We start from the raw sequence: 22,047 nt of genomic DNA, 5'->3' as shown, positions 1-22,047 counted from the left end.
CGGCGGGCGTGTTCACGCCGTCGACGGGGAACCACCGGGAGTGAGACCGACCCGTTCGGCGGTTTCGTCGCGTTCCCGTCCGTGAAACTCGAGAGGAGTCGTTGTACGACTCAGTAGCGGAACCAGATCCCGAACGACTCCCCGCACTCCCGACACTTCCGGGAGACGGCGTGATCCTTGATGTCGCCGTGGGTGGGCTCGCCTTTTCGGACCTTGTCCACTTTACTCCGGCATCCCTTCGGAACGGGAACCTGATCGGCGTGGCCGCAGTACGGGCAATCGACCGATACCGATGACATACTCGTACGTTCGTGCGACGTAACAAGTATTTTTTGAGCAGTATTTGTTATTCACATGAATACACGACAGTCATAAGTAGTTAATAACGCAACAATAGTTCCGTACAGGGGTAGTGACTAGTTGAGCAGCCGGAGGACCTATGACAGAGACACGTACTCCGAAGGAACTGCTTGAACGGATCGGTAAGAGCGAGTATCACGACGTATCGGAGACTACCACGAAAGAGGAGGGCCAGTACGTGGCGACTGCCACGAGGCGGCTACAGTACGTCGGGCGAAGCACCGAGACCGTCATCGAAGCCGATGACCGGTTTCGGAACCGCGAGTTCGCGCCATACAACGAGCACCCGGACGGATACGACGGTCACGATCTACCCACCCCCGCCGACTGGGCACGAGAGCACGGGAAGGGGGTACTCGACAGCGACGGTGACGAAGTCATCCACGAACTGAAACGGGTCTCGTCTCGGAACGAGGAGTTCGGTGAGTGTCCGACGTGTGAGGGAACGGGTCGGACGATCTGTCCGAAGTGTGATGGTACGGGCCGGAAACCGTGTTCCGTGTGCTACGGGAGCGGTGAGAAAACCGTATACGATCCTTGTGACGCCTGCGCCGGACAGGGAGACGTCGAGAGGACCGAAGAAGAGCAGTGCCGTGTCTGTGGAGGAGATAAGCATATAGAACGAAACGGGGTGGACGTTCCGTGTCCGAACTGTGATGGAACCGGAACCGAAGAACGAACGAAACAGGTCGACTGTGAGGTGTGTAACGGCTCAGGCGAACGATCCAGAACGGAGCCTTGCCAGAGGTGTGATCAGCAACACGAAGAGACGTGCGAAAACTGTGACGAGAGCGATCACGTCGAGTGTGATCAGTGTACGGGAGACGGAGAAGTCTGGGAGTACGAACGCGTAACCGACCGGTATCAGGTCGAACTGGACGTCTCCGTCGATCCGTCACCGTCGGCGTTCGCCAGAGGTCTCATCGCGGCTGATGAGATCGAGTGGGAGCGCGTCGACGACGAGACGCACGAGGTCGATTCGCTTCCCGACGGGAGCGGGATCATCCGCGAGCAGAAGGCAACGTTGCGAACCCCCATGCAGATCGTGGCGTACTCCCCGGTCGAAGCGTCGTCGATATACGACGGTAAGGCCTACGAGCCGTGGAAAGGCGGCGCACAGATCGAACGCGTCGGAGCCCACGTGGAGGCGGTGACGGCGGATTTCGGGGAGATAACGCGGCCGGGGTTCGGGACGTTTCTCAGGCGCGTCGTGTACGCACTCCCGCTCGGGTTCGTGCTGGCGATCGTTCTCGCGCTGGGGCTAACGCAGCTCGATTCCGCTTACGGACTCGTCCGCAACGCGGTCGGCGGTGTCGTCGCCGTGGCGGTCCTCGCCACGGCCGTCGTTTCGTCTACCGGCTACGCGCTCGGGATCGTCATGATCGGTCTGTTTGCCGCCTCTCCGGCGCTTGGCGTCGCCTCAACCGAACAAGCAATGAACGGGATCCTGTTCGGGACCCTCCCGATCGTGATCGGGACCGCACCGATCGTGTACCGGTACGTGAAGTACAACTGGTGAAAGGCGGTGACGGGGGTGTCGCGGCTGTTCTCGACGCGGCCACGCTCGTTCGACCTGTGAGGGACGACGTCCGAACCTCGCACGGTCGTCGGAACATCCCGTCGAACTAAAGACGTCTCGGCGATCGGCACGCACTCTCCAGTGAACGGCCGGTTCGCCTCGTATCACGTCCGATGAAGAGGAGCCCAACGGACCTACGGAAGGTCGTATCGACCGGTTCCGGCTCAGAGGACGAACGTGATGATGGCGAGCACGATAAATATGATGACGAGCCACTTCGCGATGTTCATACTCAGCCCGGCGACTCCGCTGGCACCGGCGACCGCCGCGATGATCGCGAGGACGAGAAAGAGGATCGCCAGTTCGATCAGATCCCCGCCGAACTGTAGGGGGACGCTTAGAGCTCCGTCGTAAACCGTCTGGGTGATTCCCATGCCCGACCCTTCCTTCCCACCCGCTTAGTTAGGGGACCCGTATCGGCCGATCGTGGGACGTTCCGGCGTCTCACGGCGGTTGTAACGGGATCGAGGGTCGTAAACGATCGATCCTCTCGACGCCCTCAGTACCCGCCGGGCAGCGCCATCCCGATCGCGAGCGCGACCAGCGGCACCGCGGCGACGACCGCGTACCACAGCCCGGCCGCGACGAGCAGCGTCCACGTCGAGGGGCCGTACCCCGTCGGGTCCCAGTCGACGCCGAGCCGCGGCAGTCCGACCACGGCGAGTACAGGTGCGACGAACGCGACGGCGATACCGCCGAACAGCGCGGTGTCGATGAATCCCTCGCTCCACCCGGGACCCGCCGAGTCGACGAGGCCGACCGTGAGCAGGAGGCCAGCGAGATACGGGATCGAGAGCGCCAGCGCGATGCCGACGTACGAGGGAACGAGCCGGCCACGAGGCGGCAACGCGCGAAACAGCGCCCGAAACCGTGCCGAGATCAGGAACGGGGACCAGAGGAGCGCGGCGACGAGTCCGGGGAGCGCGAACAGCACGAGCGTCCAGAGCCAGCCGACCGCGCCGTCGACGAGGGAGGGGAGGGCCATGCCCCGAACGGCTCCCGGCCGAGACAAACGCTTTGTGGTCGGTCGGCTCGGACCGCCGCCATCCCGGTGACGCCCGGACCACCACGGTTTAACCGGCGCGACGCGAGCGCGTAGGCATGCTCATCACAGGCGCGGAACTCGCCGACGGGCGGGTCCGGGACGTCCGGGTCCGAGACGGGACGATCGTCGCGGTCGAGGAGGGGCTCGACCCGGTCGCGGGCGAGCGCGTCGTCGACGGCCGCGGGCGACACCTGCTTCCGGGCGCGATCGACGTCCACGTCCACTTCCGGGAGCCCGGCGGGAGCCACAAGGAGACGTGGGAGACCGGTTCGAGGAGCGCGGCCGCCGGCGGCGTCACGACCGTGGTCGACCAGCCGAACACCTCGCCGCCGACCGTCGACGGCGACGCCTTCGATCGGAAGGCCGAGCTCACGGCCGCCTCGCACGTCGACTACGGGATCAACGGCGGCGTCACCCCGGAGTGGGACCCGGACGCGCTGTTCGACCGGCCGCTGTTCGCGCTCGGCGAGGTGTTCCTCGCGGATTCGACGGGGGAGATGGGGATCGACGCCGACCTGTTCGCCGAGGCGGTCGAGGCGGCCGCCGCCCGCGACGTTCCGGTGACGGTCCACGCCGAGGACGCGACCCTGTTCGACGAGTCGGCGCTCGACGGCGACCTCGGTGGAGTCGGTACCGCCGCGAACGCGGACGCGTGGTCGGCCTACCGCACGGCGGCGGCGGAGGCGGCTGCCGTCGAGCGCGCCCTGGAAGTCGGCGAGGACGCCGACGGCCGGATCCACGTCGCACACACGTCGACGCCGGAGGGGATCGACGCGGTCGCGGCCGCGGCCGACGGGGGCGCGTCGGTCACCTGCGAGGTCACCCCGCACCACCTCTTTCTCTCGCGGGAGAACGCCGGGCGGCTCGGCACGTTCGGCCGGATGAACCCGCCGCTCCGTTCCGAGGAGCGCCGGGCCGGCGTCTTCGAGCGGCTCCGCGACGGCGACGTCGACGTGGTCGCCACCGACCACGCGCCCCACGCGGTCGACGAGAAGCGGACCGGGCTCGCGGACGCGCCGAGCGGCGTCCCGGGCGTCGAGACGATGTACCCGCTGCTCCTGGAGTCGGTTCGGGCCGGCGAGCTGTCGCTCGAACGCGTCCGCGACGTGGTCGCCGCCAACCCCGCGTCGATATTCGGGCTCGACCGGAAGGGCCGGATCGCGGAGGGTGCGGACGCCGACCTCGTCCTCGTCGACCTCACGAGCCCGCGGGAGATCGAGGCGGGCGCGCTCCACTCGAGGTGTGGCTGGACGCCCTTCGAGGGCTCCCGCGGCGTCTTCCCCGAGATGACGGTCGTCCGCGGCGAGCCGGCGTACGAACGCGACCCGATCACCGGCGCGGAGGAGTTCGGCGAACCCGCCGGACGGAACGTCCGGGAGCGATAACGGACTCTCATCGACGAAACGCTCGAAAACGACGGCGGGCGTTGACAGTAGGAGTTGACGAGGGGTGCTGACGGCGGAACGCCTATGCCGTTGCTGTCCTTACCTCGGTGTACGAGCTATATCATGTGTCGTGTTCACACAGACCGTAATGGTCGGGGATCGACAGCCGTCGTGACCGCGGGGAACTCCGGGGATCGATGAACGACTCGGCCGACGCGACCGGCGTCGACGACGCGTCCGAGCCGGTCGATCCGAACGCGGACCTCGCGGACCTCGCCGATCGCCCTGCGCTGGACGTCGACGCCGCGGCGGACCTGGTGGATCGACTCGTCGAGAACGTCGAGTCGGTGATCGTCGGGAAACGCGAGGCGGTCGAACACGTCCTCGTCACGGTGCTCGCACGCGGGCACCTGCTCGTCGAGGACGTTCCGGGCGTCGGCAAGACCACGCTGGCGAAGGCGGTCGCCCGTTCCGTCGACGCCTCCTTCAAACGCGTCCAGTTCACGCCGGACCTCCTCCCCTCGGACGTCACCGGCGTCAACGTGTTCAACCAGCGCACCGACGAGTTCGACTTCCGGCCCGGGCCGGTGTTCGCGAACGTCGTGCTCGGCGACGAGATCAACCGCGCCCCGCCGAAGACGCAGTCGGCGTTGCTCGAGGCGATGGAGGAACGACAGGTGACGACGGACGGCGTCACCCGGACGCTGCCCGACCCGTTCTGCGTGATCGCGACCCAGAACGACGTGGAACCGGGGCGAACCTACGAGCTGCCGGTCGCGGAGATCGACCGCTTCACGAAGAAGATCCGGCTCGGCTACCCCGACGTCGAGGCCGAGGCGACGATCCTCGACCGCACCGTGGGCGACCACCCGATCGGTTCGGTCGAGCCGGTGGCGAGCCTCGAGGACGTTCGACGGGCCCGCGCGACCGTCGCGGACGTCGAAGTCAGGGAGCCCGTCCGGACCTACGTGGCTCGGCTCGCGAAGTACACGCGCCGGACCGCGGCGCTCGGCGTCAGCCCGCGCGGGAGCCTCGCGCTGTTGCGAACCGCACAGGTCAGAGCCGTCCTCGACGGCCGCGACTACGTGATCCCCGACGACGTACAGACCGAAGCCCCGACGGTGCTCGCCCACCGGATCCGGACGGACGCCGGCGCGGCCGAGGGGACCGACGGGGCCGACGTCGTCGCGGAGGCGCTCGATCGTATCCCGGTGGAGTGAGGCGATGGCCGACGCCTTCCTCACCCGTCGCGGCCGGGTCGTCCTGGCGGTCTGCGTCGCCGGCGCGGTCATGGCCGTCGCGGCCGGGGGCCGATCGCTCAACGCCGTCGTCCTCCCCGGAGCCGTCGCGCTCGCCGCCGGCTACGTTCAGATCTCGCGGGTGGAGCCGCCGGGAGCCCGTCGGTCGGGACCCGGCGACGGCTTCGTCGGCGAGGAGCGCGAGGTCAGGATCGACTTCGACGGCGGAGCGCCGGGCACGCCCGTCGACCGTTCCTTCGTCGCGGACGTCCGGGACCGCCTCGATGACGGGTTGGCCGACACGTCCGATTCGGGCGGCGTCGACGGACGGACCGGCGCGGTCCGGATCGCCGTGGGCGAGGAACCGGCGACGTATCGTCTCGGGTTTCTCGAGCGGGGCGACCGCCGGCTCGGACCGATCGAGCTGTCGGCGACCGACGTGTTCGGACTCTTCGAGAGGCGCCTGCGGATCGACGAGCGCGACCGGGTCGTCGTCTATCCCGCGATCCGTGCGATCCCGTCGTGGTTCCGACGTGGGCTGTACGCCGACGAGGCCCTCGGTGCGAGCCGACAGCGCGAGGAGTTCGATCGCCTCCGCGAGTACGCGCGGGGCGACTCGCTCCGGGACGTTCACTGGCCGGCGACGGCCAAACACGACGAGATCGTCGTCAAGGAGTTCGCGGCCGAAACCGACCACCGACGCGTGTCGATCGCGGGCGGGACGCGTTACTCGGCCGACGCCGACGCGGCCGACGTGCTCGCGAGCGCGACCGCGAGCCTCGCGCTCTCGCTTCTCGACGACGGCGTACCCGTCGACGTACGGTTGCCGGCCGGAGCGGTCGCGGCGGAGCCCGGCCCTCACGGGCGGCGCGAACTCCTCGAGCTCGCCGCGCACACGGGGCCGGGTGCGATCGACGACCTCGACGACGCGGACGTCCGGATCGTCGCCGGGCGCGACGACGCGCGGATCCGGACCGAGGACCGAACCGTCCGCTTCTCGGAGCTGCGAGCGGCGGCGAACGCCCCGGGCGCCGGTGAACGCGATGGCGGTCGGCGCGACGTCGACCGGCGCAAGTGGGGCGGCGACCCGGACGCGACCGTCGTCGACGGAGCGTACGGATCGAGCGCGCACGGAGCGAGCGAGCGACGCGGGAACGACTCCCCCGTCATCGCGCCCGGGAGGACGGACGGAGCGGGCGACTGGAGGAGGCCGGGCCGATGACGAACCGCTCGCACGAGGGCTCGCGGGACCTCCGCGGCACCGGACCGCTCGGCGCGGTCCCCGCGGGTCTCACGGAGCCCGCCACGCTCGGGGTGGCCATCGCGTTCCTCGCGTACGTGAGCGCGTTCGCCTCGATCACGGACGTCGTCGGAGGGACGGCGCGGTTGGCGGCGGTCGTCGCGGTCGCGGCCGTCTGCGGTGCGGCGCTCGCGCGGGTCGTCTCCCCGCGGACCGCGGTCCGGTTGGCGGTCGCCCTCTTCGGCGCCGGGCTGTTCGGGTACTACCTCGCGATCCCGGGAAGCCGCGTCGCGATCGGGTCGCTCGGGGCCGTCGCCCTCGACGTGGTCTCGCTTCTGACCGGGCTCTCCGTGCTCCGGCTCGCGCTGGTCGACGTGTGGGTGCTCGTCATCGCGCCGGTCCCGACGTTCCTCGTGGCGTACCTCGCCGGACGGGCCCGCCACGTCGCCGCCGCCACGGTGGCCGGCGGGACCCTCGGGTTCTTCGTGCTCACCGGGGACGCGGGCGACGCGGTGACGCTGGCCGGCGTGGTCGGCGTCGCCGTCGCGGTCGGGCTCTCGACCGTCTCGGTCCCCGGCGGGCTTCGGAGCCACGGCGGGACCCTCGCCGCGGTGCTCGCGGTGATGGTGCTCGCGAGCGCGACGGTGACCGTGTTGCCGGCGGGCGCGGCACAGCCCTGGGCGGTCGACCGCGGCGCGCCCGGGATCGAGTCCACGCTCGTCGCCGACGACGAGCTCGAGATCGTGGGAACGACCCGGCTCTCGCCGGAGGTTCGGTTCACGATGGAGAGCCCCGTCGAGCGGAACTGGCACGTCGCCTCCTACGACACCTACACCGGGGACGGCTGGGTCCGGTCGGGCGAGGAGCGCCCGCTCGAGGCCCCGCTCTCTGGACCGCCGGGTGACGCGAGAGCGGTCGAGTCGACGTTCACGACGGAGACCGAGATGGAGACGATCCCCGCACCCTGGCAGGCCGTCGACGTCGGCGGAGTGGTCGGCGGGGCCGCACAGGTGGACGACCGCGGGACGATCCGACCGGGCGGGCCGATACTCGAGGGCGACCAGGTCGCCGTCGAGAGCCGGGTCCTCGACGCCTCGCCGGCGGAGCTCCGGAACGCGAGCACCGACTACGACCCGACGATCGAGGAGCGGTACACCCAGCTCCCCGAGAGCACGCCCGACCGGGTCGGCGAACGGACCGCGGAGGTGCTCGCGGAGGCGGACGCCGAGAACCCCTACGACGAGGCGGCCGCGATCGAGTCGTACCTGATCGAGGAGTACGACTACTCGCTGACGATAGACCGGCCGGAGGGCGACATCGCCGACGCGTTCCTCTTCGAGATGACGGCCGGCTACTGTACGTACTTCGCGACGACGATGGTCGCGATGTTGCGCTCACAGGGGGTTCCGGCGAAGCTCGCCACGGGCTACTCCAGCGGCCAGCAGGTGGACACCGACGAGTACGTCGTCCGCGGGCAGGACGCCCACGCGTGGGTGATGGTGTACTTCCCGGAACACGGCTGGGTCGAGTTCGACCCGACCCCGAGCGCCGAGCGTAACCTGGCCCGTGACATCCGGCTGGCGGAGGCTCGCTCGGACGGCGCCGAGAACGTCGACACCGACCGCTCCGGGTTCGAGATCTCCACGAACGTCGAGGAGGAGCCGAACCAGCTCCCGGAGGCCAATGCGAGCGGGAACGAGACGACCGCCGGAAACGACACGGAGTCCGGGCTGAACGGGAGCAGCTCGACGGTGAACGACTCCGTACCCGAGGAGCTTCGACCGGACGCTCCTTCGACGGTGGGTGCGCCCGACGGTGACGGCGGGCCCTCGCTTCCCTCGCGGGAGGTGCTCGGGTACTGGCTCCTCTTCGTCGTCGTCGCGACCGCGGGCGCGCGCCACGTCGGCGCGACGGACCGGGCGTACCACGCGGCGCGGCTCCGACTGCCGAGCCGCTCGCGGACGCCGCGTGCGGACGCGGAGCGGGCCTTCGCCGACCTCGAGCGGATCCTCGCCCGACGGTACCGGGAGCGCCGCCCGGGCGAGACGCCGCGGGCGTACCTCGACGGCCTTCGAGCGCGCGGGGTCGACGACCGGGTCCACGCGATCGGGGAGGTCTACGAGCGGGCGGCCTACGCCGGGGACGTGAGTCGAGAGGACGCCGACGCCGCGAGACGAACGGTGCGGCGGCTCGCGCTGGAGTCGACGCCGCTTCTGGGCCGGCTGTTCGACCGGAAGTGATCGACCCGTTCGGCGTTCGTCCCGTCGGAACCGCCCGCGTTTCGACCGGATCGAGGAGGGGGCTGCCGACACTATTTAATACGGGCACCCTGTACTCTCGAACTGTAATGTCGGAAGTCTGCTCGACGTGCGGGCTGCCCCAGGAACTCTGCGTCTGCGAGGACGTCGCGAAGGAGTCCCAGCAGATCAGCATCCGCATCGACGAGCGCAGGTACGGTAAGGAGGTAACGGTCATCGAAGGCTTCGACCCGAAGGACGTGGACATGAGTTCGTTGTCCTCGGACCTGAAATCGAAGTTCGCCTGCGGCGGCACCGTCGAGGACGGCGCCATCGAGCTTCAGGGGAACCACTCGGGTCGCGTGGAGGACTTCCTCCGCGATAAGGGATTCAACGTCGCGTGACCGGTACCTGACCGCCCGTCGTCGAGCGTATCTCGTCGTTTTTCATACCTCACGAGCCGCAGAGTCGTTCCTCCTCGGGAGGGTCGTCTCCCGTCGAACCGACGACCGATCAGATCAGGACCGCCGCGCGCCCGACGACGAACGCCGCCGCCGCGAGGAAGGTCCCGTACTTGAAGTGGCCCTGTGCGGCGCTCGGGTCCGAGAATCCCTCGTAGCAGGCGTACAGCATCACCGCGTCCGCGACCGCGACGACGACGAGGTAGACCGCCCCGAAGGTGCCGAGGAGGTACGGGAGCGGACTGACCGCGACGGCGACGAGGAGGGTTCCGGCGGCGATCCACAGCGACCGACGCTCGCCGACCGCGACGGGGAGCGTCCGGAGTCCCTCCTCGCGGTCGCCCGCGAGGTCCTCGACGTCCTTTATCACCTCGCGGGTGAACGTCGAGAGCGCCGCGAGCGCGGCCAACACCAGCGGAGCCTCGAGGCTCCCGACGGCGGCCCCGCCGAAGAGGAAGGTCGAGCCGACGAGGTAGGAGACGAGCGCGTTCCCGAGCCCCGGCGTCCCCTTGAACACCGTGGTGTAGGTGACGAGCGCGACCAGGTTGACCGCGGCGATGGCGAGGGCGGCGACCGGCAGCAGCGCGGCGAACCCGATCGCGGCGGCGAAGAGCGCCGCCGAGAGCGCGAGCGCGCCGCGCGGGGAGACCGCGCCGCGCGGGATCGGGCGGTCCGGTCGGTTGATCGCGTCGATCTCGCGGTCGAAGTAGTCGTTGATCGCGTTGCCGGCGGCGACCGCGACCGCGGTGGTCACGACCGCGACCGCCGCGGTGAGGGTCGCGTCGCCGAGTCCGGCCACGAACGCGCCGGTGGCCGTCAGCACGCCGGCGGCGACGCAGTTCGCCGGCCGCGTTAGCTCCAGTGCCCCGCGTAACGTGTCTTGCAACTCGTTTCCGTCCACCGGCGCGCGCGACATAAACGACGCGGGATCGGTCGGATACGACACGGGACGGGAAGGCTTCGATCCGCATCTACGCCTCACTAACGTTTATGCCATGAGCCCCGGAACGTGCGCGCATGGCTAAAGGCCTGGACGTCGGTACGATGAACATCCTCTCGGGGCGACAGGAAGGCTCCGAGACGGTGTTCGTACAGCAACGCAACTCGTTCGTCGAGATCGAGTACAGCGATATGGCCGAGCAGATGCTCTCCAGGAGCGAAGTCCTCCACATCCGGAAGGACGACAAGGTGTACGTCGTCGGCGACGACGCCCTCAACTTCGCGAACATCTTCAACAAGGAGACGCGCCGGCCGATGCAACACGGGATCCTCTCGAGCGACGAGTCCTCGGCGATCCCGATGATCAAGCTCATCACCGAGCAGGTGGTCGGCGAGCCTTCCCGCCCCAACGAGCGGCTGTTCTACTCCAGCCCGGCGGACCCGATCGACTCGCCGCTCACGACGCTGTATCACGAGAAGACGCTCGAGTCGATGCTCGGCGACATGGGGTACGACCCCGAACCGATCAACGAGGGAATGGCCGTCATCTACTCCGAGCTCGCGGACAACAACTTCACCGGGCTCGGGATCAGCTTCGGCGCGGGGATGACGAACGTCTGTCTCGCCTACTACGCCGTCCCCGTGATGAAGTTCTCCATCGCCCGCGGGGGCGACTGGGTCGACGAGCAGACCGCGCAGGCGACGGGGACGCCCGTCGACAAGGTCACGAGCATCAAGGAGGACGAGTTCGAGCTCGACTTCCGCACCGACGTCGGCGGCGTCGAGGGCGCGCTCGCGATCTACTACGAGAACCTGCTCGATTACGTGATCGAGAACATCACCCGCGAGGTCGACGAGGAGGACGTCGAGGAGGGCCTCGACGTGCCCGTCGTCGTCACCGGCGGGACCTCCAGCCCGAACGGCTTCGAGGACCTCTTCGCCGACCACCTCGCGGACGCGAACATCCCGTTCTCGATAAGCGGCGTCCGCTCGCCCGACGAGCCGATGTACAGCGTCGCCAGCGGCGCGCTGGTGGCCGCCCGCTCCGAGGAGGGCGCGGACGAGGACGCCGGGTCCGCCGAGACGGCGGAAGCGACCGAGGCGGCCCCCGAATCCGAGGACTGACCGACCGCACCGGGGCGGAACGGTCCCCGCCGCCGTGCCGACCCGCCGTTTTTCCGTCCCCACGAGCGACGCGGCAGCCGTCGCGACGACGTCACCCTCATCCCCGTGGTCGCTTCCTCGTTGCTCCCGACGGCAACGATCCGTATTAACACGAACGATTATTAAGGATAGGCGAATAGGGACGAGCGTGGCATCCGTAGTACACGACTGATCCGCGATCGGAGCCCGGGCCGGCGGGCACGGTTCCCCTCGGGGACGAGGATCACGAGACGGACGGCACAGACGATGAACTACCGACGGCGGCCGAGGCGGTCGCGCGTTCGGCCGCGACGTTCGACCCGAGCGACACCCGGCGGCTCCCGAACGGGACCGACGAGTGGAACGGGTACGCGGGGTCGCTCCACGTCGAGGAGTGACCCCGCGGCGGACCCTTTTAGACGACCGAGCGAGTACCGGCGAGCGGCCGATGACGATCCACCGCTCCGAGCCGGACTCGGCACCCGGCGACGACGAGCCCTATGAGTGCCGAGGCCACACCTTTGGTGTCGAGCGTACGCGAAAAGCCACACGCACGTCCGCTTACTCCCCCTGACTCGGCAGCCGCCGCGCGAGCACCGACACCAGCGCGTCCATGTCCCGCGTCTGGTACCACGCCGTTCCCGGACCCGTGAACTCGAAGACGAGTCCCTCGCCGCCGAGAAGGTTCGACTTGAGGCCGCCGACGCGCTCGATCGAGTAGTCGATCGTGTCGTCCCAGGCGACCAGGTGTTGGTTGTCCAGGACGTACGACTCGCCGGGGGCCAGTTCGATCGTCTCGAGACCGCCGTAGGAGTCGACGAAGGCGGTGCCGGTCCCCTTCAGCGCCAGCGGCGTCAGACTGGCCTCGCCGAGCATCGACTTGAGGCCGCCGACCTCCGAGTCGACGTCGATCCCCGCGGTCGCCGCGAGGAACGCGCCGTCGACGGTGTAGAGCGTCTCGTCGCGGAGCTCGTGGGCCGCGACGTCGCCCGGCGACGGCGGCGCGAACGTCACCGTGCCCGGCTCGCCCTCGGCGGTGAACTCGTTGACGAAGGCGGACTCCCCGCCCAGAAGCGACTTCGCCGAGCTGAGAAGGCCGTCTCGGCTCGTTCCGGTCTCCATCGAGACGGTCGCGGAGTGGCCGACCAGCGCACCCGGTTCGGCGACGATCGACTCGCCCGGCTCCAGCGTGACGATCAGGTGCGTGTACGACGGCTTGTGGGTGAACTCGTACTCCATGGGTGGATCTCCGCGGGTGAGTTCGGCGGATCACTACTTAAATTGGCGGCTCCATCGGAGGAAGCGATCGTGACGTCTTCCGCCCGTTCCTCCGGCGTCAGTTCTTTCCGGTCTCCCATCGTTCCGCGATCTCCTCACCCGTCGTTATCCACGCGTCGCCCGTCGCGAGGACGTGCTGGATCAGTTCCTCGAGCGCGTCGATGCGGCCGGCACGACCGATGATCTGCGGATGCATCGTCAGGGTGAACGCGCGCCCGCGCTTGTGGAGGCCGTCGAACTCCCTCCGCCACGAGTCGAAGACCGGTCCCGTGGGGGTGATGCCGCTCTGGTACGGGAGCTGCGGGTACATCTGGTATCCGAAGTACGGCCAGTCGTCGAGCGACCAGTCGAACGGGATCTCGACGATCCCCTCGTCGTGGACGTACGGGCGGTCGTCGTCCATGAACGTCGACTCCCAGCGGATGCCGTGCTCGGCGAGCAGTTCGAGCGTGTGGTCGCTCAGATCGGAGGCCGGGCTGCGGTACCCGACGGGCGTCTCGCCGAGCAGGTCGTCGAACACGTCCAGCGCTTCCTTGACGTCCGCCTCCTCCTCGGCCCGCGAATCGAAGTTCGAGGGGTTGACGTGACGATACCCGTGATGGCCGATCTCGTGTCCGGCCTCGTGGATGGCCCGGACCGTCTCCGGCCAGTCCTCGGCCACCCTTCCGGGTATGAAGAACGTACACCGGAGATCGTACCTGTCGAACAGCTCGAGTATCCGCGGAACGGCGACGTTCGGGCCGAACTCCCCGCGCGTTCGGATCGGCGGCTTGTCCCACGCCTCGTCGCTCTCGATGCGGAGGTTCCAGATCTCGTCCGCGTCCAGATCGAAGGTGAAACAGGCGGCGCTCCGATATCCGTCCGGCCATGGCGAATCGGACATGGTTCACGGCGCGTCTCTCCGGCGACGGAATTATATCCTTCGGCGGGTCCGGCGCGCATCGGGTCGGACCGTGAGGACCGTTCCGTCCGCCGGTCGATTTATGTCGATCCGATCGCAGTGATCGGCCATGACAACGAGCGTCTCACGGGAGGAGGTCCGCGAGTGCGTCGAGGGGAATCGAACTCGTCTGTTGGACTTCCTGGAGGAACTCGTCTCCGCCCGGTCGCTCCCCGGCGAGGAGGGGCCGGCACAGGAGGTGATGAAGGCGAAGTTCCGGGATCTGGACCTCTCCCTCGACGTCTGGGAGCCGGACGCCGACGACCTCCGGGACCATCCGGGATTCTTCGAGACGACGCCGTATCGGGAGTACGGGTACGAGGGACGCGAGAACGTCGCGGCGGTCGACGAGGGGGCGGGTGAGGGCGGCCGTTCGCTCGTCGTGAGCGGCCACGTCGACGTCGTCAACCCGGACCCCGTCGACGACTGGGAGCACGACCCGTGGGATCCCACGATCGAGGACGGGCGGATGTACGGCCGGGGGACGATGGACATGAAGGGCGGCATCGCGGCGTTCGTCCACGCGTACGAGTGTCTTCAAGAGCTCGGGGTCGACCTCGCCGGCGATCTGACGCTTCAGACGACGATCGAGGAGGAGGCCGGCGGGGTCGGCGGCGTCCTCTCGGCGTTGGAACGCGGCCACCGACCCGACGCCGCGATCGTCGCGGAGCCGTCCGGCGTCCCGAAGATCGGCGTCGCCAGCGCCGGCGTGCTGTACTTCCGCGTTACCGTTCCCGGGAAGACGGCACACACCGCCTACAAGTTCCTCGGCACGGACGCCGTCGGAAAGGCGTTCGAGGTCCATCGGGCGTTGGAGGCGTATCACGACGACCTCAACGACCGGATCGAGGACTACGGGCCCGCACTCAACCAGTACCCGGAAGCGGCGGGCAGCACCGCCAACCTGAGCCTGACGAACATCGAGGTTCCGGGGTCCTGGACGTCGACCGTTCCGGGAGAGGCGGTCATGGAGTTCCGGGTCGGCTGGCCGCCGAGCGCGGGCCTCGACCAGCACGACGTCCGCGAGGAAGTGGAGGACGTCGTCGCCGCGGTGGCGGCCGGAGACGAGTGGCTGAGCGAGCATCCGCCGGAGATCGAGTGGTTCGGCTGGAGCACGGACCCACACGAGATCGACTTCGAGAGCGACTTCTACCGGCTGGTCCGTGAGGAGACTGAACGGGTCACCGGCGGGACCGTGGAACACCGGGGCGGCCTCGGCGGCAACGACGAGCGGTTCTACAACCGGTACTACGGGATCCCCACCCCGAGCGTCGGGCCGGAGGGCGGCAACGGCCACGGCGCCGACGAGTTCGTCGAGATCGACTCGTTAGTGGAGACGGCGCGGGTCCACGCGCTCACGATGATCGGCTGGTGTGGAGTGGCCTGATACGGCGTCGGTTCCGGGCGTCCGTCGCCGCGCCGGTGGTCGGTCGAGCCTACCAGGCGGACCAGGCGGTGAGGCTCTCGTCGCGGCCGTACACCCGCTTGAGGTCCTTCGCGTACGCCATGTCGCCGGCGTGATCGAGCTTCTCGTGTCGGTACTTGGGGGCGTCCTCGCGGATGTGAAGCCCTTCGATCGTGAACTCCTCGTCGCCGAACTCGACGGTCTCGCCGACGACGAACTCCATGTCGCCGGGGACGTTCACGCTTATCGATCGGGTCCGGTCGGCGTCGCCGTCCTTCGGGTGGAGCGTGACGTCGACGCCGACGTTGTCGACCGCGCGGGTCCACAGCGTCTCGACGCTCGTGATCGCCGCGTCCTCGACGCGGTGTTCGGGGCCGAGTTCGATCCCGGTGACCCGAACCTGCATCAGCGCGTCCTCGGTGTCGACGACGAACTCCTCGCCGGTCTCGACGCCGCCCTCGGCGGGGACCTCCATCTCGGTGGTAAACGAGTCACCGTCCTGTGAGACGACGATCGTGAGGTCGATCGTCTCCTCCTCGGGGATCTCGGTCTTGTGGGTGTGATCGCAGTCGGTACACCGGACGGTGGCCTGGCCGCCGGGTCGCAACACCTCGTGGACGGTCTCCTCGCCCGACGAACACGACGGGCAGACGAGACTCACTCGGTCTCCGGTTTCGGTCATTACGGCGTCGTTCCCGCCGCGTGCGTAAATATCCGCTCCCCTGACGGCCGTGTGCGTGCCAGTGCCAGCCGTGTACGTGCCGTCGACTACCGTGTGCGTGTCGCTGTCCGGGGGCCGGACGAGTACAGAAACTGGTTTACCGGTGTCGGCGGAACGGACGCCCATGATCGTACCCGGGTCGAGTTCGCAACTGCTCGCGGCCGCGCTCGCGGAGGAGACGGGTCGTCCGCTCGCGACCGCGACGTACGACCGCTTCCCGGACGGCGAGCGTCTCGCCGCCGTCCCGGGGTTCGAGGGAACGGAGGCGACCGTCGTCGCGTCGACTGACTCCGACGAGGCGTGGGTCGAACTCCTCCAGTTACAGGACGCCGTCCGTCAGGCCGGCGCGGAGCGCGTGACGACCGCCATCCCGTACATGGGATACGCCAGACAGGACGAGTCGTTCCGCGACGGTCAGCCCGTCTCCGCGCGGGCGATGGCGCGGGCGGTCTCGACCGGAACCGACCGCGTGGTGCTCGTCAACCCGCACGAGCCGACGGTCGCCGACTTCTACGACGTGCCGGTCGAGACGGTCGACGCGGCGAGCGTCCTCGCCGCCCCCCTCTCCGGTCTGCGGGACCCGCTCTTTCTCGCGCCCGACGAGGGGGCGATCGGGATCGCCGAGACCGTCCGCGACGCGTACGGCGAGGGCGAGACGGACTACTTCGAGAAACACCGCGACCGCGAGACGGGCGACGTGGAGGTCTCCCCCTCCGACGCGCCCGTCGACGGCCGGGACGTCGTCGTCGCCGACGACATCGTCGCCACCGGGTCGACGATGAGCGAGGCGGTCGACGTGCTGGTCGAGCGGGGAGCCGAGCGCGTGGTCGCTGCCTGCGTCCACCCCATGCTGGCCGAGAACGCGGTGACGAGGCTGCGGGCCGCCGGCGTCGACCGGATCGTCGGCACCGACACGATCGAGCGGGGCTGTAGCGTCGTCAGCGCCGCGCCGGTCCTCGCGGAGGCGCTCAATGCGGCCGAAACGCTGGCCGAGGAACGGTGAGGCGGGACCGGTCAACGCTCGGAGGGCAGTGATGGGTAGCCGACCCGATTTGGGGAATATTATTACGTATACCCATCGTACGACGAGGCATGTCCCACGCCACGCTCGACGACCGCGGTCGGCTGACGCTTCCGAAGGAACTGCGGGAACGGTACGGCGAGCGGTATCACGTGGTCGACCTCCACGACGGGATCAAGCTGATCCCGATCGACGAGGACCCGCTGGACGCGCTGAGAGACGAATTCGCGGACGTCGACGAGACTGTGGACGAACTCCGCCAGGGGGCGCGCGAGGCGGCTCTGACCGACGCCGGACGCTGAATGTACGTCGAGACCGATTTCCTCCTGGCGCTCATCAAGGAGGACGACTGGTTGGGTAGTTCCGCGGAGGCGATCTACGACGAGCACCGAACGGAACTGTGGACCTCACGGTTCACCCTCATCGAACTCCTTCTCGTCGCCTACCGCGAGGGGCTCGATACGGAACGCGTCATCGCGAACGCGACGGAACTCGTCGAGGTCCGTGGGGACACGGAGACGGTCGTCGCTGCCGCGAGCTACGTCGAGGAACACGGGTTCACTCCGTTCGACGCGCTCCACCTCGTCGAATCCGGCGGGGATACGATCGTCTCCAGTGACGACGCCTACGAAGGGTTCGCCTCGCGGGTAGATCTGCGGAACATCGACGAGGGGTAACGCTCCGCAACGAATAAACGGCGCTCGCACCTCCCTTCGATAATGGCCGATTGGACGGAGCGGTACCGCCCGAGCACGCTCTCGGAGGTCCGCGGCAACGACAAGGCCCGCGACGCGTTCGCTGAGTGGGCGCGTTCGTGGGACGACCACCGCGAGGCCGTCATCCTCCACGGCAGCCCGGGCGTCGGGAAGACGAGCGCGGCACACGCCTTAGCGAACGACATGGGCTGGGAGACGGTGGAGCTGAACGCCTCCGACCAGCGGACCGCCGACGTGATCGAGCGGTTCGCCGGTCGTGCGGCCCGAAACGCCACCCTCGGCGGCAGCGCGGCCGGCGGCGGGGCGACCGGCGGCGACACCGCCTCCAGACAGCTCGTGATCCTCGACGAGGCCGACAACATCCACGGCAACTACGACCGCGGCGGGGCCTCCGCGATCACGAAGCTGGTCAAGGAGTCGGGCCAGCCCATCGTGCTCATCGCCAACGAGTTCTACGACATCTCCCGCGGACTCCGGAACGCGTGTCGGGACGTCGAGTTCCGCGACGTCTCCGCGCGCTCCATCGTTCCCGTCCTGCGGGACGTCTGCCGCAAGGAGGGCATCGAGTTCGAGTCGGACGCCCTCCAGCGGATCGCCGAGCGCAACCGCGGCGACCTCCGCGGCGCGATAAACGACCTCCAGGCCGCCTGTGAGGGCCGATCGTCGATCGCCGTCGAGGACGTCGTCACCGCCGACCGCGACAAGGCGATGGGGATCTTCCCGTTCCTCGACGCGGCGCTCAAGGAGGAGTCCGCCGAGGAGACGCTCCGGTCGGCGTACGCGGTCGACGAGACGCCCGACGACCTCACGAAGTGGATCGAGGACAACGTGCTCGACGTGTACGACGCGGCGGAGGCGACCCGCGCGTACGACTTCCTCGCGAACGCCGACGTGTGGCTCGGTCGCGTGCGCGCCAGTCAGAACTACTCCTACTGGCGGTACGCGACCGACAACGCGGCCGCGGGCGTCGCCGCCGCACGCGACGGAACCAAGGGCGGGTGGACCCGATACGGCCGCCCGCAGTTCTGGCCCTCCTCGGACGCGACCGCCGACGAGGTGGTGGGGAAGATCGCCGAGACGAGCGGCTGTAGCGTCGCGACCGCGCGCCGGGAGGTGTTGCCGTTCCTCTCCGCGGTCACCCACCACTGTAAACCCCGCGAGTTGACCGTGGCGATGGCGGCCGCCTACGACCTCGACGAGGCCGGCGTGGCGTTCGTCACCGGCTCCGGCGAGTCGACGAACAAGGTGGAATCGATCGTCGAGGACGCTCGGGAGCGCCGCGAGGAACGCATGGAGGACCACGCCGACGGCGCGTTCGCCGGCGGGGCCGGACGCGACGGCGACGCCGCGAGCGCGAACGACGGCGGCGCGGCCGGCACGGGCGACGACACCGACCGCGACGGCGGGGAACGCGGAGCCGGTTCGGACGTCGACGAGCCGACCGACGACGAGGGATCGGCGGACGGCGAGGTCGACGAGGACGACGGAAGCGACGACGGCCAGTCGGGACTGAGCGACTTCGTATAGACGGGATTGAACGACTTCGTTGAGGCGGGGGTTCGGAAAGGGGATCAACCGACGACGGAAAGAGCCCTCACTCCGCGGAGGGGGATCCGCGATCGCTGACGGCGGTCCCACTCGCCGGGTCGTCGCCCGCGGTCCCGTCCGGATCGTCGTGTCGCTCGACGCCGGCGAACTCGAATCGGGCACCGCCGGCGCGGCTCTCGGCCACCGAGACCGACCAGCCGTGTGCCTCGGCGATCCGCTCGACGATGGCGAGTCCGAAGCCCGTCCCCTCCTCGGCGGTCGTGTGGCCGGGTTCGAAGACGTCCTCGCGGTCGTCCTCGGGAATTCCCGGTCCGTCGTCCGCGACGTAGAACCCGTCGTCAGTCCGGCCGACGAAGACGCGCACGCCGTCGGAGCCGACCCGTCGGTCGGCGGTGGCGTCGTCGGGGCGGTCCGCGTCGTCGCCGACGGGCGTCGCGTCCTCGTCGATCTCGCCGTCCGAGCCGTGTTCGATCGCGTTCCGAAAGAGGTTCTCGAGGGCCTGTCGAAGCCGGTTTCGGTCACACTCGACCCGCGGGAGGGGTTCCTCGACGACCAGCTCCGCGTTCGCCGTCCGCCCGATGGTGGCCCACGCCCGGTCGACGACGGCCCGGAGGTCGGTCTCGGCGGTCGCCTCGACCGAGCGGCCCTCGCGGGCGAGGGAGAGGAGATCCGAGATGAGTTCGTCCATGCGGTCCAGGGCGTCGTGGACGCGATCGATCCGTTCGTTCGCCTCGTCGCCGTCGAAGTCGCGGGCCAACTCGAGGTTGCCGACCGCGACCGAAAGCGGGTTTCGGAGGTCGTGGCTGACGACGCTCGCGAACTCCTCGAGGCGCTCGCGCTGTTGTTCGAGCCGGCGCTGTCGCTCGATCCGGTCGTAGGCGGGGAGCAGGTAGCCGATCACGTCGCCGTCCTCGGCCCGCCGCCCGTGTTCGTGGATCCACGTGGGGTCCGTACCGTCGCGGACGACGCGGTAGGCGACGTCGACGCCGTCCCCGCCGAGCTCCTCGCGGAGCCGATCCCGGTCCTCGGGATGGACGGCCTCGAGCCACGAATCGAGCGCGAGGTCCTCGATCGGAAGCTCCGGGTCTCCGGCGGATTCGAGCACGATCCGGGCGGCGTCACCCTCCGGTCGTCGATACGCGACTCCCGGTCGCGGATCGGCTCGCGGAGACATATGCCACCGGATCGTTCGTGAGCCGGTATAAGTCTTACCTGAATAACATTTGTCGGACGGTGATATCAATGATCAAACGAAGTGAATTAACGGGTCCATCAGTGAAATAACGGTGGAGATCACACCGGAACACGAACGGTGCCCGACGGCGGGCGTTTCGCTCCGTGAGCCGTCGTCGATCGGGATCGACCTCGGGCCCGAACGACGACCGACCCCGGGCTCGAACGGCGGAGCCGGTCGTGCCGGGGACACAACACGTATCACACCGGGCGACGACCGCCCACCATGCGCGCGGCCGTCCTTCACGAATACGGCGAGGAGTTGGCGATCCGGGACCTCCCCGAGCCGGAGCCGGGACCGGACGACGCGGTCGTCCGCGTCGACGCCTGCGGGGTCTGTCGGAGCGACTGGCACGCCTGGAAGGGCCACGGCGAGTGGGCCGACGACCTGGTCCCGCGCGGACAGGTGCTCGGCCACGAGCCGGCCGGCGAGGTCGTCGCCGTCGGCGACGCGGTCGACCGGTTCGCCCCAGGCGACCGCGTCGTGGTGCCCTTCTCGCTCGGCGACGGGACGTGCCCCCACTGCCGGCGCGGCCACGGCAACGTCTGTGCGGACGGGCGCGCCCTCGGGTTCGAACCCGACGCGCCCGGCGCGTTCGCCGAGCGGGTCGCCGTCCCTCGCGCCGACTACAACCTCGTCGAGCGTCCGTCGTGGCTGCCCGCCCGCGACGCCGCGGCGCTCGGCTGCCGGTACATGACCGCCTATCACGCGCTCGTCGAGCGCGCCGGCGTCGGCGGCGGCGACCGGGTGGCCGTCCACGGCTGCGGCGGCGTCGGGCTCTCGGCGGTCCAGATCGCGGCCGCCGTCGGTGCGCGTGTCGTCGCGGTCGACGTCGACGACGACGCGCTCTCGCGGGCCGTGGACCTCGGCGCGGCGGAGACGGTGTTGGCGGGCGGCGGAGAGGCCGACGCCGGGGCCGACGCTGACGCGTCCGTCCCCGAGCGGATCCGCTCGCTCACCGACGGCGGCGTCGACGTCTCGGTCGACGCGTTGGGGATCGCCGAGACCTGTCGCAACTCCGTTCGGTCGGTCCGCCCCCGCGGGACGCACGTTCAGGTCGGGCTGACCACGGAGGCGGAACGCGGCGAGGTGTCGCTGCCGACCGACTGGATGACCCGCTGGGAGGTGTCGTTCCTCGGCGCGCGGGGGATGCCGCCGACGAACTACGAGGACCTCTTCGCGCTCGTCGAGGCGACCGGGATCGACCCCGGCGCGCTCGTGACGAGAGAGCTGGCGTTGCCGGAGGTCTCCGACCGGCTCGCGGCGATGGACGACTACGACGTGCGCGGCGTCGAGGTCGTCACCGAGTTCTGATTACCACCAAGCCGGCTCCGCCGAGGCTCGTTTTTCAGGCGACTCAGTGTGGAACCCCCGGTCGATAAAGGTGAGAGAGGTATCAATCCGGGGCGGTGGCGCGCCTCCGAGCGCCCGAAGGGCGCGAGGAGCCCGCGAGGGACGCCGCGAACGCTTGAAAAGCGTGAGCGGCGAGGCTGGGGAGGTGTGAGGTGCGGGGCTGTGCGGGGCGGGATGGGACACAAAGGGGCAGTCGCCGGCGGC

General features: G+C 69.1%; 21 protein-coding genes. 13 read left to right on the top strand and 8 right to left on the bottom strand.

The features are described 5' to 3' along the window. Positions 1-110: 110 nt before the first annotated feature. Positions 111-299: a hypothetical protein gene (locus F3H10_RS11505; protein WP_149784914.1), complete on the bottom strand. Its 189-nt coding sequence runs from the start codon at positions 297-299 to the stop codon at positions 111-113. A 140-nt stretch (positions 300-439) separates the two neighbouring features. Here F3H10_RS11505 and F3H10_RS11500 point away from each other — a divergent pair, with 140 nt between their 5' ends. Continuing rightward, positions 440-1,879 carry a hypothetical protein gene (locus F3H10_RS11500; RefSeq protein WP_149784913.1) on the top strand — a complete coding sequence of 480 codons (1,440 nt, stop codon included), beginning with the start codon at positions 440-442 and terminating at the stop codon, positions 1,877-1,879. A 224-nt stretch (positions 1,880-2,103) separates the two neighbouring features. Here F3H10_RS11500 and F3H10_RS11495 read toward each other — a convergent pair whose 3' ends face one another. Both F3H10_RS11495 and F3H10_RS11490 read right to left on the bottom strand, forming a co-directional pair. Then, positions 2,104-2,313 (bottom strand): DUF1328 family protein, encoded by a 210-nt coding sequence (locus F3H10_RS11495; RefSeq protein WP_149784912.1) that lies wholly within the window; start codon positions 2,311-2,313, stop codon positions 2,104-2,106. A gap of 125 nt (positions 2,314-2,438) precedes the next feature. Beyond that, positions 2,439-2,924 (bottom strand): hypothetical protein, encoded by a 486-nt coding sequence (locus F3H10_RS11490; protein WP_149784911.1) that lies wholly within the window; start codon positions 2,922-2,924, stop codon positions 2,439-2,441. Positions 2,925-3,040: 116 nt separating this feature from the next. On the opposite strand from F3H10_RS11490, the gene F3H10_RS11485 reads away from it, so the two are divergent. The 5 genes from F3H10_RS11485 (at position 3,041) to yciH (ending at position 9,488) form a co-directional block, all read left to right on the top strand. After that, the gene (locus F3H10_RS11485; RefSeq protein ID WP_149784910.1) at positions 3,041-4,369 is read left to right on the top strand and encodes a dihydroorotase; all 1,329 of its coding nucleotides are present in this window, start codon (positions 3,041-3,043) and stop codon (positions 4,367-4,369) included. 197 nt (positions 4,370-4,566) lie between these two features. After that, complete coding sequence (locus F3H10_RS11480; RefSeq protein ID WP_149784909.1) at positions 4,567-5,589, top strand: AAA family ATPase; 1,023 nt, start codon at positions 4,567-4,569, stop codon at positions 5,587-5,589. 4 nt (positions 5,590-5,593) lie between these two features. Continuing rightward, complete coding sequence (locus F3H10_RS11475) at positions 5,594-6,829, top strand: DUF58 domain-containing protein (protein WP_149784908.1); 1,236 nt, start codon at positions 5,594-5,596, stop codon at positions 6,827-6,829. Further along, positions 6,826-9,087, top strand: coding sequence for a transglutaminase TgpA family protein (locus F3H10_RS11470; protein ID WP_149784907.1), 2,262 nt, complete (start codon positions 6,826-6,828; stop codon positions 9,085-9,087). The genes F3H10_RS11475 and F3H10_RS11470 overlap by 4 nt, the downstream gene beginning before the upstream one ends. A gap of 107 nt (positions 9,088-9,194) precedes the next feature. Further along, positions 9,195-9,488, top strand: a complete 294-nt coding sequence (gene yciH, locus F3H10_RS11465) for a stress response translation initiation inhibitor YciH (RefSeq protein WP_004046732.1) — start codon at positions 9,195-9,197, stop codon at positions 9,486-9,488. A gap of 109 nt (positions 9,489-9,597) precedes the next feature. On the opposite strand, the gene F3H10_RS11460 is transcribed toward yciH, so the two are convergent. After that, positions 9,598-10,431 (bottom strand): geranylgeranylglycerol-phosphate geranylgeranyltransferase, encoded by an 834-nt coding sequence (locus F3H10_RS11460; RefSeq protein ID WP_149784906.1) that lies wholly within the window; start codon positions 10,429-10,431, stop codon positions 9,598-9,600. A 131-nt stretch (positions 10,432-10,562) separates the two neighbouring features. Between F3H10_RS11460 and F3H10_RS11455 the strand changes: the two genes are divergently transcribed. Beyond that, a complete protein-coding gene (locus F3H10_RS11455; RefSeq protein ID WP_149784905.1) occupies positions 10,563-11,609 on the top strand; it encodes a disk-shape morphogenesis protein volactin in 1,047 nt (348 codons plus the stop codon). A 579-nt stretch (positions 11,610-12,188) separates the two neighbouring features. Here F3H10_RS11455 and F3H10_RS11450 read toward each other — a convergent pair. Next, on the bottom strand, positions 12,189-12,866 hold the full coding sequence (locus F3H10_RS11450; RefSeq protein WP_149784904.1) for a TIGR00266 family protein: 678 nt from the start codon (positions 12,864-12,866) through the stop codon (positions 12,189-12,191). Positions 12,867-12,963: 97 nt separating this feature from the next. Beyond that, complete coding sequence (locus tag F3H10_RS11445; RefSeq protein ID WP_149784903.1) at positions 12,964-13,788, bottom strand: polysaccharide deacetylase family protein; 825 nt, start codon at positions 13,786-13,788, stop codon at positions 12,964-12,966. Positions 13,789-13,915: 127 nt separating this feature from the next. Here F3H10_RS11445 and F3H10_RS11440 point away from each other — a divergent pair, with 127 nt between their 5' ends. Next, positions 13,916-15,232, top strand: a complete 1,317-nt coding sequence (locus F3H10_RS11440) for an ArgE/DapE family deacylase (RefSeq protein WP_149784902.1) — start codon at positions 13,916-13,918, stop codon at positions 15,230-15,232. A 49-nt stretch (positions 15,233-15,281) separates the two neighbouring features. On the opposite strand, the gene F3H10_RS11435 is transcribed toward F3H10_RS11440, so the two are convergent. Beyond that, positions 15,282-15,932: an HVO_0476 family zinc finger protein gene (locus F3H10_RS11435; RefSeq protein WP_149784901.1), complete on the bottom strand. Its 651-nt coding sequence runs from the start codon at positions 15,930-15,932 to the stop codon at positions 15,282-15,284. A gap of 163 nt (positions 15,933-16,095) precedes the next feature. On the opposite strand from F3H10_RS11435, the gene prs reads away from it, so the two are divergent. From prs to F3H10_RS11415, 4 genes are all read left to right on the top strand, one after another. Continuing rightward, entirely contained in the window at positions 16,096-16,974 is an 879-nt protein-coding gene (gene prs / locus F3H10_RS11430; RefSeq protein ID WP_149784900.1) for a ribose-phosphate diphosphokinase, read from the top strand. A gap of 89 nt (positions 16,975-17,063) precedes the next feature. Continuing rightward, positions 17,064-17,294, top strand: coding sequence for an AbrB/MazE/SpoVT family DNA-binding domain-containing protein (locus F3H10_RS11425; RefSeq protein WP_149784899.1), 231 nt, complete (start codon positions 17,064-17,066; stop codon positions 17,292-17,294). Then, entirely contained in the window at positions 17,295-17,669 is a 375-nt protein-coding gene (locus F3H10_RS11420) for a type II toxin-antitoxin system VapC family toxin (protein ID WP_149784898.1), read from the top strand. Positions 17,670-17,711: 42 nt separating this feature from the next. Beyond that, the gene (locus tag F3H10_RS11415; protein WP_149784897.1) at positions 17,712-19,235 is read left to right on the top strand and encodes a replication factor C large subunit; all 1,524 of its coding nucleotides are present in this window, start codon (positions 17,712-17,714) and stop codon (positions 19,233-19,235) included. 67 nt (positions 19,236-19,302) lie between these two features. Here the strand turns inward: F3H10_RS11415 and F3H10_RS11410 are convergent, their stop codons facing one another. Next, on the bottom strand, positions 19,303-20,430 hold the full coding sequence (locus F3H10_RS11410; protein WP_149784896.1) for a sensor histidine kinase: 1,128 nt from the start codon (positions 20,428-20,430) through the stop codon (positions 19,303-19,305). A 285-nt stretch (positions 20,431-20,715) separates the two neighbouring features. Here F3H10_RS11410 and F3H10_RS11405 point away from each other — a divergent pair, with 285 nt between their 5' ends. Continuing rightward, complete coding sequence (locus tag F3H10_RS11405; protein WP_149784895.1) at positions 20,716-21,804, top strand: alcohol dehydrogenase catalytic domain-containing protein; 1,089 nt, start codon at positions 20,716-20,718, stop codon at positions 21,802-21,804. The last annotated feature ends 243 nt before the right edge of the window (positions 21,805-22,047 follow it).

Origin of the sequence: Halorubrum aquaticum (assembly GCF_900113615.1) — an archaeon.
In the GTDB taxonomy this organism is placed as follows: Archaea; Halobacteriota; Halobacteria; order Halobacteriales; family Haloferacaceae; genus Halorubrum; species Halorubrum aquaticum.
The sequence above is the reverse complement of the archived record's forward strand: the minus strand, read 5'-3'. Positions and strand labels throughout refer to the sequence as shown.

Coding starts and splice junctions, on each gene's coding strand:
- F3H10_RS11495 (WP_149784912.1), bottom strand. CDS start 2,313: ATGGGAATCACCCAGACGGTTTACGACGGAGCTCTAAGCGTCCCCCTA.
- F3H10_RS11410 (WP_149784896.1), bottom strand. CDS start 20,430: ATGTCTCCGCGAGCCGATCCGCGACCGGGAGTCGCGTATCGACGACCG.
- F3H10_RS11420 (WP_149784898.1), top strand. CDS start 17,295: ATGTACGTCGAGACCGATTTCCTCCTGGCGCTCATCAAGGAGGACGAC.
- F3H10_RS11450 (WP_149784904.1), bottom strand. CDS start 12,866: ATGGAGTACGAGTTCACCCACAAGCCGTCGTACACGCACCTGATCGTC.
- F3H10_RS11425 (WP_149784899.1), top strand. CDS start 17,064: ATGTCCCACGCCACGCTCGACGACCGCGGTCGGCTGACGCTTCCGAAG.
- F3H10_RS11480 (WP_149784909.1), top strand. CDS start 4,567: ATGAACGACTCGGCCGACGCGACCGGCGTCGACGACGCGTCCGAGCCG.
- F3H10_RS11485 (WP_149784910.1), top strand. CDS start 3,041: ATGCTCATCACAGGCGCGGAACTCGCCGACGGGCGGGTCCGGGACGTC.
- F3H10_RS11490 (WP_149784911.1), bottom strand. CDS start 2,924: ATGGCCCTCCCCTCCCTCGTCGACGGCGCGGTCGGCTGGCTCTGGACG.
- F3H10_RS11435 (WP_149784901.1), bottom strand. CDS start 15,932: ATGACCGAAACCGGAGACCGAGTGAGTCTCGTCTGCCCGTCGTGTTCG.
- yciH (WP_004046732.1), top strand. CDS start 9,195: ATGTCGGAAGTCTGCTCGACGTGCGGGCTGCCCCAGGAACTCTGCGTC.
- F3H10_RS11415 (WP_149784897.1), top strand. CDS start 17,712: ATGGCCGATTGGACGGAGCGGTACCGCCCGAGCACGCTCTCGGAGGTC.
- F3H10_RS11445 (WP_149784903.1), bottom strand. CDS start 13,788: ATGTCCGATTCGCCATGGCCGGACGGATATCGGAGCGCCGCCTGTTTC.
- F3H10_RS11405 (WP_149784895.1), top strand. CDS start 20,716: ATGCGCGCGGCCGTCCTTCACGAATACGGCGAGGAGTTGGCGATCCGG.
- F3H10_RS11470 (WP_149784907.1), top strand. CDS start 6,826: ATGACGAACCGCTCGCACGAGGGCTCGCGGGACCTCCGCGGCACCGGA.
- F3H10_RS11475 (WP_149784908.1), top strand. CDS start 5,594: ATGGCCGACGCCTTCCTCACCCGTCGCGGCCGGGTCGTCCTGGCGGTC.
- F3H10_RS11440 (WP_149784902.1), top strand. CDS start 13,916: ATGACAACGAGCGTCTCACGGGAGGAGGTCCGCGAGTGCGTCGAGGGG.
- F3H10_RS11500 (WP_149784913.1), top strand. CDS start 440: ATGACAGAGACACGTACTCCGAAGGAACTGCTTGAACGGATCGGTAAG.
- F3H10_RS11505 (WP_149784914.1), bottom strand. CDS start 299: ATGTCATCGGTATCGGTCGATTGCCCGTACTGCGGCCACGCCGATCAG.
- F3H10_RS11455 (WP_149784905.1), top strand. CDS start 10,563: ATGGCTAAAGGCCTGGACGTCGGTACGATGAACATCCTCTCGGGGCGA.
- prs (WP_149784900.1), top strand. CDS start 16,096: ATGATCGTACCCGGGTCGAGTTCGCAACTGCTCGCGGCCGCGCTCGCG.